The organism is Biostraticola tofi (assembly GCF_004343195.1).
GTDB lineage: Bacteria > Pseudomonadota > Gammaproteobacteria > Enterobacterales > Enterobacteriaceae > Biostraticola > Biostraticola tofi.
In genome coordinates, this window is record NZ_SMCR01000002.1 from 665,473 (window position 1) to 677,671 (window position 12,199).

Genomic DNA, 12,199 nt, shown 5'->3' on the forward strand with positions numbered 1-12,199 from the left:
AACGCTACTGCAGCGCCCCAATACTGCGCTATTCTGTTCTCGATTTGTTTTTTTAGCCTCATTCCGGGACAATTATGAGCAAGAGCACCGCTGAGATCCGTCAAGCGTTTCTCGATTTTTTCCATAGTAAGGGACACCAGGTCGTAGCGAGCAGCTCCCTGGTGCCTGATAACGATCCGACATTGTTGTTTACCAATGCCGGGATGAACCAGTTCAAAGATGTTTTCCTGGGTCTGGATAAGCGCTCATATCATCGCGCAACCACCTCCCAGCGTTGCGTGCGTGCCGGGGGCAAACACAACGATTTGGAAAATGTCGGCTACACCGCACGGCATCATACCTTCTTTGAAATGCTGGGGAATTTCAGCTTCGGCGACTATTTCAAACAGGATGCCATCTTATTTGCCTGGGAACTGCTGACCAGCGAACAGTGGTTCAATCTGCCCAAAGAAAAGCTCTGGGTCACCGTCTATGCCACGGACGACGAAGCCTACAGTATATGGGCCAATGAAGTGGGCGTACCTGAAGAACGCATTATTCGCATCGGCGATAACAAGGGTAGCGCTTATGCCTCGGATAATTTCTGGCAGATGGGCGATACCGGTCCCTGCGGGCCTTGTTCAGAGATATTTTATGATCACGGCGATCATATCTGGGGCGGCCCGCCCGGAAGCCCGGAAGAAGATGGCGACCGATATATCGAGATTTGGAACCTGGTGTTCATGCAGTTCAATCGCCAGGCTGATGGCACTATGTTGCCGCTGCCAAAGCCATCGGTTGATACCGGCATGGGGTTGGAGCGTATTTCTGCCGTATTGCAGCATGTTAACTCCAACTACGAAATCGATCTGTTCACTAAGCTGATTGCCGATGTGGCCGCGGTAACCGGCCACAGCGACCTGACCAGTAAATCATTACGCGTCATTGCCGATCATATCCGTTCATGCGCTTTCCTGATTGCCGATGGCGTGGTGCCGTCAAATGAAGGTCGCGGCTACGTGCTGCGCCGCATCATTCGCCGGGCAGTACGCCATGGCAATATGCTTGGCGCGCGTGACGCCTTCTTCTATAAGCTGGTGGCGCCGCTGATTGAGGTGATGGGCTCTGCTGCCAGCCAGATGCTGCCCCAGCGCGAAATTGTCGAACAAGTGCTGCGCACTGAAGAAGAACAGTTTGCCCGTACCCTGGAACGCGGCCTGGCATTGCTTGACGATGAGCTGTCCCGCCTGGAAGGGGATACGCTGAATGGCGAAACGGCTTTCCGTCTCTATGATACCTACGGATTCCCGCTGGATTTAACGGCTGACGTCTGTCGTGAACGCGGCCTGAAGGTCGATGAAGCCGGCTTTGAGCAGGCCATGGAGCAGCAGCGACAGCGCGCCCGTGAGTCCAGCGGCTTCGGCACCGATTACAACAGCATGCTGCGTGTCGACGATGCTACTCGTTTCTTTGGCTACACCGAGCTGCATCATGAAGGCAAAGTCACAGCGCTGTTCCGCAACGGCGAGTCGGTATCCTCTGTGCATCAGGGCGAGGAAGCGGTCGTTGTCCTCGATGAAACGCCCTTTTATGGCGAGTCCGGCGGGCAGGTTGGCGATCAGGGCGAGCTGAAAAGCACAAACAGCCTGTTTATCGTCAACGATACTCAGAAATATGGCAAAGCCTTTGGTCATCAGGGTCGACTGAATCATGGAGAACTCAAGGTCGGCGATCGGGTTTTCGCCACAGTGGATGAAGCCCGTCGCAATCGCATCCGGCTGAACCACTCGGCTACCCATCTGCTGCATGCAGCCCTGCGCCAGGTGCTGGGCAGTCATGTCGGTCAGAAAGGGTCGCTGGTCAACGACCAGTATCTGCGCTTTGACTTCTCGCATTTCGAAGCCATGAAGCCAGAACAGGTCCGCCAGGTAGAAGATATCGTCAATGCCCAGATTCGTCGTAATCTGCCGATCAACACTGAAATCATGGAGCTCGAGGCCGCCCGCAGTAAAGGCGCAATGGCATTGTTCGGTGAGAAATATGATGCTGAAGTGCGGGTGCTTTCGATGGGGGACTTTTCTACCGAACTGTGCGGCGGGCTCCACGCCAGCCGTACTGGCGATATCGGCCTGTTCCATATTATCTCGGAATCCGGTACCGCTGCCGGCGTACGGCGCATTGAAGCCGTTACCGGTGAAGGCGCACTGGCAAGCCTTCATCAGCAAAGCGATTTGATTCAGGGCATCGGCCAACTGGTTAAAGGCGACAGCCAGACCCTGGCCGATAAGGTCAAGGCGCTGCTTGAACGTACGCGCCAGCAGGAAAAAGAGATCCAGCAACTCAAGAGCCAGCAGGCGGCGCTTGAAAGCGCCTCTTTGGTGCAGCAAGCCAAAGAAATAAACGGCGTCAAGGTGTTGGTCTGCCAGTTGGATAACGTGGAGCCAAAAATGCTGCGCACCATGGTTGATGACTTGAAGAACCAGCTCGGCACTGCGGTAATCGTATTGGCGACGGTAACCGACGACCGGGTAAGCCTGATTGCTGGCGTGACAAAAAATGTCACAGATCGGGTGAAAGCGGGTGAGGTCATCGCTTCTCTGGCCGCGCAGGTGGGCGGCAAAGGGGGCGGACGGCCGGATTTAGCCCAGGCCGGCGGCAGTGATGTCGCTGCGTTGCCAGCGGCGCTGGCAAGCGTTGACGCGATGCTTGCAACAAAACTCTGATCAGAATAAGAATACCTTATTATAAACACCCTAACTTTCTGTTAAGTTAGGGTGTTTGGATTCATATTGTTCCCGGTATCAAAAGTTAGACGCGAAGCTGGTCATATCGACTAAACTTATACCAGATATTGAAAGTGATACAGGCTCAGGGGCATTTTGTGTAGTGCCACTCACAAGTCTTACGTTTTCACGGTATATGATGGATAATGGCGGGAAACTGAGAGACCCGACTCTTTTAATTTTTCAAGGAGCAAAGAATGCTTATTCTGACTCGTCGAGTTGGTGAGACCCTCATGATTGGCGATGAGGTAACGGTTACTGTTTTAGGCGTCAAGGGCAACCAGGTTCGCATCGGTGTCAACGCGCCTAAAGAGGTATCCGTCCACCGTGAAGAAATCTACCAGCGTATTCAGGCCGAGAAGTCACAACAGGCTCCTTTCTGACAATTTCAAGCGCCTTGCAATAAGCGAGGCGCCGCATAATTCTGCTTATTAACTTTCCTTGCTCCACTTTATGCCATAACTGGCTGGACTCATGCTGCAGGTATTGTCGTCGATAAAAACCGTGTGCGTGTGCGTTTTTGCTGGCAATATCGTCAAGTTGAATGGCTTTTGTGCAAACGAGCGTGAGTCTGGAAAAATTGTTTGACTTATCAGGCCGGGAAAGTAATATGTGCGCCACGCAGTGCCGATGAGCTTTATCAACGGCGCGTAGGTGAGGTGGCCGAGCGGCTGAAGGCGCTCCCCTGCTAAGGGAGTATACGGTCAAAAGCTGTATCGAGGGTTCGAATCCCTCCCTCACCGCCATTAACACTGCATCCGTAGCTCAGCTGGATAGAGTACTCGGCTACGAACCGAGCGGTCGGAGGTTCGAATCCTCCCGGATGCACCATTTCAGTCGGGCCTTAAGCGAACTGAAGGTTAGTGGTCAGCATGGATTAAGTCCCCTGCATCATGCAGGCTTCAAGTATCACAGAGTTATGCATTATATCAGTGCCCTGTTTTTCAGATGTCAGAATTGAATAGCTGTTCCTCAGGTCGTTCGTACCTGACAGCAGATAAATAACCAGGCTCCGGCCCAGTTCATTATTCATTTCACACCTTGCATCCGTAGCTCAGCTGGATAGAGTACTCGGCTACGAACCGAGCGGTCGGAGGTTCGAATCCTCCCGGATGCACCATTTCTGATTAACACATCGATTCCGCAGTCAGGCAGTACCGGTAATTATCTGCATCCGTAGCTCAGCTGGATAGAGTACTCGGCTACGAACCGAGCGGTCGGAGGTTCGAATCCTCCCGGATGCACCATTCTCTGATTTACTCTTCTACCCTGAATACCTGCAATCGACCGATTTCCTGCTTTATCTTGACTACCTGCGATGCCCCATCCTGTGATTATCTCCTGTATGCCAAATTTTGCTGAATAAGCCCAGGCAAGGGTTTCCCCGCTGACAGATGCTGGTTATATTTACCTGGCGGCATGCCGACATAGCGGGTAAATGCCACGCTAAAGGCACTGGCGGATCCATAGCCTACGCGCTCCGCTACTGTTGCAATACCGACCCCGGCGCGGCCGAGCAACTGCATCGCAATCGTCATCCGCCAGGTCATCAGATATCCCATCGGTGTGACGCCCATCAATTCCGTAAAACGCTCGAATAGAGCCGAGCGTGATAAAGCGCAGCACATAGCCAACTCTTTAACCGTCCACCGTCTGGCGGGATCCTGATGTATCAGGCGTATTGCCTGGGCGATACGGCTATCGGCAAGGCCGCGCATCAGTCCCGGAGTAGCGAGGGTACCTGTCGCACGTATGGCCTCAATGAACAGCAGTTCTACCAGGCGCTCCAGGATCATTTCCTTGCCGGCCCGTTGCGCCTGGGCCTCATCACGCACTAACTGTACAAGCATGGCCAGTCGCTTTTCGTCTCTGACAAAAACGAACTCTGGCAGAAGAGAAACCAGCAGGCCCGCGTCCGGTGAATCCGCTACGCAGTGCCCAATCATGGCCAGCATTTCAGAGGAAGCATGTGCATTTCCCAGCCTGAAATGGCCTGCTGAAACAGCAATAGGGGTGGAGTTAGTCGTTCCCGACTCTGGCCCTTGAATGCTGGTCATGGCGAAGTTATAAGCAGCAGGTATCAAAATAAAATCACCCGTATGCAGAGTCAGTAATGCATGACCTTCAATTTCAAAGTGGCAGGATCCGGAAAGAATGGCGCAGTAGAATGGCTGTCCGAGCTCTGAACGCCGGACCCGCCAGTTGCCCGCTCCACTGACCGTTTTAGATAAAACAACCTTAAGCTTCAGCATGGTGATTATTTCCGCTAACGGATCGGGCATTTCTGGACTCCTGCAAATGAATAACGGATTTATAGATATATATAGTCCGAACAAGGCAGTTTATTATTTGCGCTGGGCAAGTCAACTAAGCGGAGTAAATAATGAAAACAGTAATGATCACAGGCTGTTCATCAGGATTTGGTTTGGCAACCGCCAGATATTTTCTGGCACGAAACTGGAAGGTGATCGCCACAATGCGCACTGTGCAAAAAGACCTTTTACCTGACAATGATAATTTACGTCTGCTTGGCCTTGATGTGACTCAACAGGACAGCATTGATCAGGCTATGGCTGATGCTGGAGATATCGACGTACTGGTAAACAACGCTGGGCTCGGTTTGTTAAATGCGCTCGAGGGGGTTCCAGCCGCTGCGTTGGAGGCCGTATTTGCCACCAATACTCTGGGTACCATTGCAATGACTCAGGCTGTGTTGCCGCGATTCAGGCAGCGACGCACGGGTGTGGTCATCAATGTGACATCTGCCGTGACGCTGGCCCCGCTGCCATTGCTGTCAGTCTATACCGCCAGCAAGGCGGCGGTGAATGCTTTCACGGAGTCACTGGCCATTGAGCTCAGGCCATTCAATATCCGGGTTGGTCTGGTGCTTCCTGGCCGAGCGCCGGAAACCCGTTTCGGTGAAAATGCCCAGCGCATAATGGGAACTGTGCCCGAAGATTATGCTGAACTGGGCCAGCGCATCTTTACCGGAATGCAAGGCGATGCCAAGGTGACCTACCCCGATGATGTGGCAAAAGCGATATGGCTGATGGCTAACGACCCAGACACGCCGATGCGCCTCCCGGCGGGCGAAGATGCGTTGGCAATGGCGGCAATAGACTGATTGTCCCTAGCACTAGCAGATGATCCGGCCAGGCCGGTAGGTGCCGCGGCCAACCCTCAGCACACTGATTGTAACGAGCGCTGGTAACCCGACCCGGCCGGTTTCGCCCATTGATACCCGGCTTGAAGAGCACTCGATGGCGATGAACTTGGCGGCGAAGCTATCAAGTAAATCACTTACGGGCTTAAACCTTATTTGTCCTCTCATCAAACATCTTGCAGAGTTGCCTAGCTGGCTGGTTTTCACCATAGATGCCATTTTAAGCTCTGCGCTTACCGCACTGAACCCGCACGGTATCATGACGGATCCCCAGCCATAGCCCTTGCCTGCCGCCAGTCATAAGCTTTGCGGCTCCTGAAATTTTCTCATTATTGTTATAGCAGGCAAGCTGTTAACGTATGCGGGACGTCAACAGAAAAAGCGACAACTTTATGACTTTGCGCTACAGTAAAGCCTCTTTTCAGGTCTCAGGGTTACCACCATGTACGATGACTACGATGGACTGATCTTTGATATGGACGGTACTCTGCTTGATACTGAACCTACTCATCGAAAAGCATGGCACCAGGTGCTGAATAAATACGGCATGCAGTTTGATGAGTCGTTGGTCGTCGGGCTGAATGGTTCGCCCACCTGGTTCATCGCCGGCACTATTCTGGCAGCTCATCAATCCTCACTGGATCCCTATCAGCTGGCGGAAGAAAAAACCGCGGCGGTAAGCGCAATGCTATTGGACCATGTCCGCCCATTGCCGCTGATTTCGGTAGTCAAGCAGGCTTACGGTAAAAAGCCGATGGCGGTTGGCACCGGCAGTGAGCATCACATGGCCGAAATGTTGCTTGAGCATCTGGGACTACTGCATTATTTTGACGCCATTGTCGGCGCTGACGACGTGAAAGCCTATAAGCCCCATCCGGAAACCTTTCTGCGTTGCGCCGAGCTCATCGGAGTTGCGCCTGAAAAATGCGTGGTATTCGAGGATGCAGACTTTGGTATCCAGGCAGCGCAAGCAGCCAATATGGCATTTGTCGACGTACGCTTGATTCCGTGATCGAAGCGGCAAGCCCATGGCTGCTGCTGGCCAGCAGCTTTCTGAGTGCGACGCTGCTGCCGGGTAACTCCGAAGTCATGCTGGTCGCGCTGCTCAGTGCGGGCAAGGGAGCTCCCCTGCTATTATTGACGGTCGCAACGCTTGGCAATACGCTCGGCGGGGCGACCAATGTGATGCTGGGACGTTTTGCACCTGAATTAAGCGGTCGACGAGGCCTGCAGACTGCTTTGGGCTGGATGCGCCGTTATGGCAGCATTACCTTGCTGCTGAGCTGGCTGCCGATTATAGGCGACCTGCTGTGTGTGATCGCCGGCTGGTTGCGTTTACCGTTAATACCGGTAATGATTTTTTTATCTCTGGGTAAAGCATTACGCTATGGCGTACTGACCTGGTTGACGTTGCAGGGGATAGCGTGGTGGTAAATACCGGAACAAATTTGACAGACAGTCTTAAACAGGCAGTTTCAATTATGCTTAATCTATACCCATTTAATTGCGGGAGGTCAATGTGATCCCGGATGTATCAGAAGCGCTTTCATGGCTGGAATCCCATCCTGATGCGTTGAAAGGACTGCGCCGAGGCGTGGAGCGCGAGACGCTGCGCATTACCCCTAATGGGCAACTGGCACAGACTCCCCATCCGGCATCGCTTGGCTCGGCGCTGACCCATAAATGGATTACTACTGATTTTGCCGAAGCCCTGCTGGAGTTTATTACGCCGGTCGATGACGATATCGATCATATGCTCGCGTTGCTGCGCGACGTACATCGCCATGTAGCGCGTAATCTGGGCGATGAACGGCTGTGGCCGATGAGCATGCCTTGCTACATCGACAGTAATCAGCCGATTGAGCTGGCCCAGTACGGCAGTTCCAATGCCGGCAAATTTAAAACCCTTTATCGCGAAGGGCTGAAAAACCGTTATAGTGCGCTGATGCAGGTCATTTCTGGCGTTCATTACAATTTTTCCCTGCCGCTGGCATTCTGGCAGGCGCGTCTGGGCGTGACCGACGCAGCTAGCGGTAAGACAGCGATCTCTGAAGGCTATCTACGGCTGATTCGCAACTACTACCGCTTCGGCTGGATCATTCCTTATCTGTTCGGTGCATCGCCGGCCATTTGTTCTTCATTCCTTAACGGTCGCGAAACCAGCCTGCCTTTTGAGACTTCTGCCTCCGGCATGATTTATCTGCCATACGCCACCTCACTGCGCTTGAGTGATCTGGGGTATACCAATAAGTCGCAAAGTCACCTAGGTATTACCTTTAACAAGCTGGACGAATACGTCGCCGCGCTTAAACAGGCGATCAAGACCCCCTCTGCAGAATATCAGCGGATGGGGCTTAAACGGGATGGCCGCTATCTGCAACTGAACACCAACGTCCTGCAGATTGAAAATGAACTGTATGCGCCCATTCGCCCCAAACGCGTCACCCATGCAGGCGAAACCCCTTCGGATGCGTTGCTGCGCGGCGGTATTGAATACATCGAAGTTCGTTCACTGGATATCAATCCCTTCTCACCGATTGGCGTCGACCATGAGCAGGCGCGTTTCCTCGATCTGTTCCTGATCTGGTGTACCCTGGCCGACGCGCCGGAAATGAACGCTGAGGAACTGGACTGCACTCGAGCCAACTGGAACCGCGTCATTATCGAAGGACGCAAACCTGGGCTTAAATTGGGCATCGGCTGTCGCACAGCAGAGTTCCCGCTGGCTGACGTGGGTAAGGGACTGTTTCACGATCTGCGTCGCGTGGCGGAGGTTCTGGACCGCATTAATCAGAACGATCACTATCAGCAGGTCAGCGACAAACTGGTCAAGAGCTTTGATAACCCGGAATTGACCTTTTCAGCACGCATGCTTGAAGATATGAAGCAGCACGGCATCGGCGGTTTGGGCTTGATACTGGCAGATCAGTATCGCCGCACGTTATGCGATGAACCGTTGGACGTTTTGAGTGAAGATGATCTGGCGGCAGAACGCGTGCGTTCCCTGCGCAAACAGCAGGAAATCGAAGCGGCCGATATCATGGATTTTGAAAGTTTCCTGGCCAGCAAGGCCGGGCAATGACAAGTAGCAGTAAAAAGAAAAGGCCACAGAATATGTGGCCAAATAAACATCACTGTAGACAGGGATGATGATAACAAATGCGCGTCTTTCACTAATTATGACTAGCGGCTGGGGAAAAGGTTTCCTTTGATAGCAAAAATAATTTCAAATTTTTTTACGAGGAGGTGACGAGATGCCACTCTTGGATAGCTTTACCGTAGACCACACCCGCATGGCAGCGCCTGCGGTACGTGTAGCAAAAACCATGAAAACGCCACATGGCGATACCATCACCGTTTTCGATCTGCGCTTTTGCCGGCCAAACCTGGAAGTGATGCCTGAACGCGGCATACATACCCTGGAACACCTGTTTGCCGGCTTTATGCGTAATCATCTTAATGGTCAGGGCGTGGAAATTGTCGATATTTCGCCGATGGGCTGTCGTACCGGCTTCTATATGAGCCTGATTGGCGCGCCTGACGAAAATCGTGTCGCAGCGGCATGGAAGGCGGCAATGGCCGATGTGCTCAAAGTGACTGACCAGAAACACATCCCCGAGCTTAACGAATATCAGTGTGGTACTTATGAAATGCACTCATTGACGGAAGCACAGGACATCGCCCGGCATATTCTGGATAATGATATCCGCATCAACCAAAATGATGAGCTGGCGCTGCCTAAAGACAAACTGGCGGAACTGCATATCTGACTGTTCAGCCGTTTTCACAGTAGGCGGCCTGAGGCAGTACGCGACTGCTATCATCGGGTCCATTCTGAGAAGCGTTGATTTGTCAGCGGCAGCAGCACAGCCCTCCGATACCGGAGGGTTTTTAGTTTCCAGCGGATGCAGTCAACAATGCTTCAGCAAGCGCGCAAATGTCCCCCGCAAGAGCCCTCGTAAACTCAACGAGCATCATCAACGCCATCCTTTAACGGCGTCAGCGGCGTTATCCGCACTTGCTTTATCATATTGCCGCTGACCTCGAGTATATCTATCTGGTAACTGCCGATGCGGGTGCGGGTATTGACTGCCGGGATGTCTTCCAGCTCTTCCAGCAGCATGCCGTTAATGGTCCTGGCTTCGTCCTCGGGCAGCGTCCAGTTGAACGCCTTGTTGAGTTCGCGGATATTGGCGCCGCCTTCAATCAGTACCGAACCATCGCTTTGGGGGATAACTTCTTCCGCCAGGCTCGGCGACATGGACGTGGTAAAGTCGCCGACGATTTCTTCCAGAATATCTTCAACGGTCGCCAGCCCCTGGATGTCGCCATATTCATTGACAATAAGCCCTACTTTCTCTTTATTGCGCTGAAACTTTACCAGTTGTACATTCAGCGGCGTGCCTTCGGGAATATAGTAAATTTCATCCGCCGCCCGCAGCAGGTTTTCCTTGGTGAACTCTTTCTTTTCAGTCATCAGGCGGTAGGCCTCACGCACCCGCAGCATACCGATCGCATCATCAAGATTATCACGGTACAGCACGATGCGGCCGTGGGGGGAATGGGTCAACTGGCGGATAATCGACTTCCAGTCGTCATTGACGTTGATGCCGACGATATCGTTACGCGGCACCATGATGTCGCCGACGGTGACCTTTTCCAGGTCCAATATGGAAATCAGCATGTCCTGGTTGCGTCTGGAAATGAGCGATCGAGAGGAGTTAACCACCGATCTCAGCTCTTCTTTGTTCAGCGCATCGCGCAGATTTGACGGCAGCTTAATGCCCAGTAGGCGCATGATAAGGCGAGCCATCATGTTCAGTAGCCAGACCAGCGGCATCATGACGGTCTGCAGCGGGACCAGCAGCACGCTGCTGGGAAAGGCTATCCTTTCTGGATAAAGTGCGGCGATAGTCTTGGGCAGCACCTCGGCGAACAGCAGCACCACGAAAGTCAGAACGCCGGTAGCAACCGCCACCCCCGCGTCGCCATACAGACGCATGCCAACAATGGTTGCCAGTGCCGATGCCAGAATATTGACCAGGTTATTGCCGATAAGCACCAGGCTGAGCAGACGATCGGTGCGCGACAGAAGCTTTTCAACGCGGCGGGCGGCACGGTTGCCCTGTTTGGCGGCGTGACGCAGGCGATAGCGGTTCAGCGTCATCATGCCGGTTTCTGAGGCGGAGAAATAAGCAGAAACCAGTACCATGATCACCAGGATAATCAGCAGTGTACCGGTTGAAACATGTTCCAACGTGGTATTCCTTACAGGAGAAAAAACAAACGCCCTCGAAAGGGCGCGACGCGAACCGTCAGCATTGGGCTCAGAGAACCATCACATTCTGCCAGATACGGCTGCCAAAATAAGCCAGGGTCAACAGTGCCACGCCGACCATGCTGAGCCATACCACGCGACGTCCGCGCCAGCCTTTGATGTAATGGCCCCATAAAATAACAATATAGACCAGCCAGGCCAGAAAGGAGAGCAGTGCCTTGTGCAGATTCTCTTCATCAAATATATGCTGCATGAACACCAGGCCGGTTATCAGCGTCAACGTAAGCAGCACCACTCCAACCTGAGTGATATGGAACATTTTGCGCTCTATGCCCATCAGCGGCGGCATATCGCTGGTGAATGTCAGCTTCTTGTTCTTGAGCATATGGTCAAGCCAGGCCAGCTGGAAGGCATACAGCGCGGCGATGAACAGCACCGCGTAGGAGAACAGGGCCAGGCCGATATGCACCATCAGGCCTGGCGTCGCCTCCAGGTGAGTGATGAATTCACCCGGCATCACGCTGGCAAACACCATATGGATCATGGCGAGCAGATAAACGATGGGCAACAGGAACCAGCCGCGGTTGCGGGAGGCAACGATGGTCATTACCGTACAGATCATCAGCGTTATCAGCGATCCGATATTCAGCAGACTCAGATTCTGGCCGGTCTGGACATCAAAGATGCGCAGATAGAGAAACACCGCATGGCTTATCAGCGCTACTGCCGCAGATAGCAGCGCCAGCCGGCGGGAGAGACCCTGTTTACGCAGGATACTGGGCAGAATCAGGCCAAGGCTTATTGAATAGGCGATAAACGCCAGCAGGGCAATCCAGGACATATCGCTTATAGGCTTTGTTCAAAAGAATAAGAGGCACAGTATAGCCTCAGCATCGTTTTGCTCCAACCGTTCTCGTCTTCGGGGCAGTGATCCGTATACGCTTCGTGTTATACTCATCGCAATACTGTCGCGAAAGCGGCCCGACTCCAGATTGA

Annotated in this window: 10 protein-coding genes and 4 tRNA genes; 11 read left to right on the forward strand and 3 right to left on the reverse strand. The window is 53.1% G+C overall.

Annotated elements, in window-relative coordinates:
- Positions 1 to 74: 74 nt before the first annotated feature.
- The 6 genes from alaS (at position 75) to EDC52_RS07240 (ending at position 4,009) form a co-directional block, all read left to right on the forward strand.
- Positions 75 to 2,702 (forward strand): alanine--tRNA ligase, encoded by a 2,628-nt coding sequence (alaS, locus tag EDC52_RS07215; RefSeq protein WP_131864635.1) that lies wholly within the window; start codon positions 75 to 77, stop codon positions 2,700 to 2,702.
- A 257-nt stretch (positions 2,703 to 2,959) separates the two neighbouring features.
- Entirely contained in the window at positions 2,960 to 3,145 is a 186-nt protein-coding gene (csrA, locus tag EDC52_RS07220; RefSeq protein WP_131864636.1) for a carbon storage regulator CsrA, read from the forward strand.
- A 270-nt stretch (positions 3,146 to 3,415) separates the two neighbouring features.
- Positions 3,416 to 3,508, forward strand: a tRNA-Ser gene (locus EDC52_RS07225).
- An 8-nt stretch (positions 3,509 to 3,516) separates the two neighbouring features.
- A tRNA-Arg gene (locus tag EDC52_RS07230) sits at positions 3,517 to 3,593 on the forward strand.
- 212 nt (positions 3,594 to 3,805) lie between these two features.
- Positions 3,806 to 3,882: transfer RNA gene (locus tag EDC52_RS07235), tRNA-Arg, on the forward strand.
- 50 nt (positions 3,883 to 3,932) lie between these two features.
- A tRNA-Arg gene (locus EDC52_RS07240) sits at positions 3,933 to 4,009 on the forward strand.
- Positions 4,010 to 4,096: 87 nt separating this feature from the next.
- Here EDC52_RS07240 and EDC52_RS07245 read toward each other — a convergent pair.
- Positions 4,097 to 5,044, reverse strand: a complete 948-nt coding sequence (locus EDC52_RS07245; protein ID WP_131864637.1) for an AraC family transcriptional regulator — start codon at positions 5,042 to 5,044, stop codon at positions 4,097 to 4,099.
- 101 nt (positions 5,045 to 5,145) lie between these two features.
- On the opposite strand from EDC52_RS07245, the gene EDC52_RS07250 reads away from it, so the two are divergent.
- From EDC52_RS07250 to luxS, 5 genes are all read left to right on the forward strand, one after another.
- The gene (locus tag EDC52_RS07250; protein ID WP_131864638.1) at positions 5,146 to 5,886 is read left to right on the forward strand and encodes an SDR family oxidoreductase; all 741 of its coding nucleotides are present in this window, start codon (positions 5,146 to 5,148) and stop codon (positions 5,884 to 5,886) included.
- Positions 5,887 to 6,367: 481 nt separating this feature from the next.
- Positions 6,368 to 6,937 (forward strand): fructose-1-phosphate/6-phosphogluconate phosphatase, encoded by a 570-nt coding sequence (yqaB, locus tag EDC52_RS07255; RefSeq protein ID WP_131864639.1) that lies wholly within the window; start codon positions 6,368 to 6,370, stop codon positions 6,935 to 6,937.
- 77 nt (positions 6,938 to 7,014) lie between these two features.
- Positions 7,015 to 7,359, forward strand: a complete 345-nt coding sequence (locus EDC52_RS07260; protein ID WP_230467977.1) for a YqaA family protein — start codon at positions 7,015 to 7,017, stop codon at positions 7,357 to 7,359.
- A gap of 85 nt (positions 7,360 to 7,444) precedes the next feature.
- Positions 7,445 to 9,007, forward strand: coding sequence for a glutamate--cysteine ligase (gene gshA / locus EDC52_RS07265; protein WP_131864640.1), 1,563 nt, complete (start codon positions 7,445 to 7,447; stop codon positions 9,005 to 9,007).
- A 172-nt stretch (positions 9,008 to 9,179) separates the two neighbouring features.
- Positions 9,180 to 9,695 carry an S-ribosylhomocysteine lyase gene (gene luxS, locus EDC52_RS07270; protein WP_131864641.1) on the forward strand — a complete coding sequence of 172 codons (516 nt, stop codon included), beginning with the start codon at positions 9,180 to 9,182 and terminating at the stop codon, positions 9,693 to 9,695.
- 194 nt (positions 9,696 to 9,889) lie between these two features.
- On the opposite strand, the gene EDC52_RS07275 is transcribed toward luxS, so the two are convergent.
- Both EDC52_RS07275 and EDC52_RS07280 read right to left on the reverse strand, forming a co-directional pair.
- Positions 9,890 to 11,182, reverse strand: a complete 1,293-nt coding sequence (locus EDC52_RS07275) for an HlyC/CorC family transporter (protein WP_165911671.1) — start codon at positions 11,180 to 11,182, stop codon at positions 9,890 to 9,892.
- A 70-nt stretch (positions 11,183 to 11,252) separates the two neighbouring features.
- Complete coding sequence (locus EDC52_RS07280; protein WP_131864642.1) at positions 11,253 to 12,044, reverse strand: cytochrome C assembly family protein; 792 nt, start codon at positions 12,042 to 12,044, stop codon at positions 11,253 to 11,255.
- Between the last annotated feature and the right edge of the window lie 155 nt (positions 12,045 to 12,199).

Excerpts from the sequence above, each read along its gene's own strand:
- alaS (WP_131864635.1), top strand. The coding sequence starts at position 75 with ATGAGCAAGAGCACCGCTGAGATCCGTCAAGCGTTTCTCGATTTTTTC.
- csrA (WP_131864636.1), top strand. The coding sequence starts at position 2,960 with ATGCTTATTCTGACTCGTCGAGTTGGTGAGACCCTCATGATTGGCGAT.
- EDC52_RS07245 (WP_131864637.1), bottom strand. The coding sequence starts at position 5,044 with ATGCCCGATCCGTTAGCGGAAATAATCACCATGCTGAAGCTTAAGGTT.
- EDC52_RS07250 (WP_131864638.1), top strand. The coding sequence starts at position 5,146 with ATGAAAACAGTAATGATCACAGGCTGTTCATCAGGATTTGGTTTGGCA.
- yqaB (WP_131864639.1), top strand. The coding sequence starts at position 6,368 with ATGTACGATGACTACGATGGACTGATCTTTGATATGGACGGTACTCTG.
- EDC52_RS07260 (WP_230467977.1), top strand. The coding sequence starts at position 7,015 with ATGCTGGTCGCGCTGCTCAGTGCGGGCAAGGGAGCTCCCCTGCTATTA.
- luxS (WP_131864641.1), top strand. The coding sequence starts at position 9,180 with ATGCCACTCTTGGATAGCTTTACCGTAGACCACACCCGCATGGCAGCG.
- EDC52_RS07280 (WP_131864642.1), bottom strand. The coding sequence starts at position 12,044 with ATGTCCTGGATTGCCCTGCTGGCGTTTATCGCCTATTCAATAAGCCTT.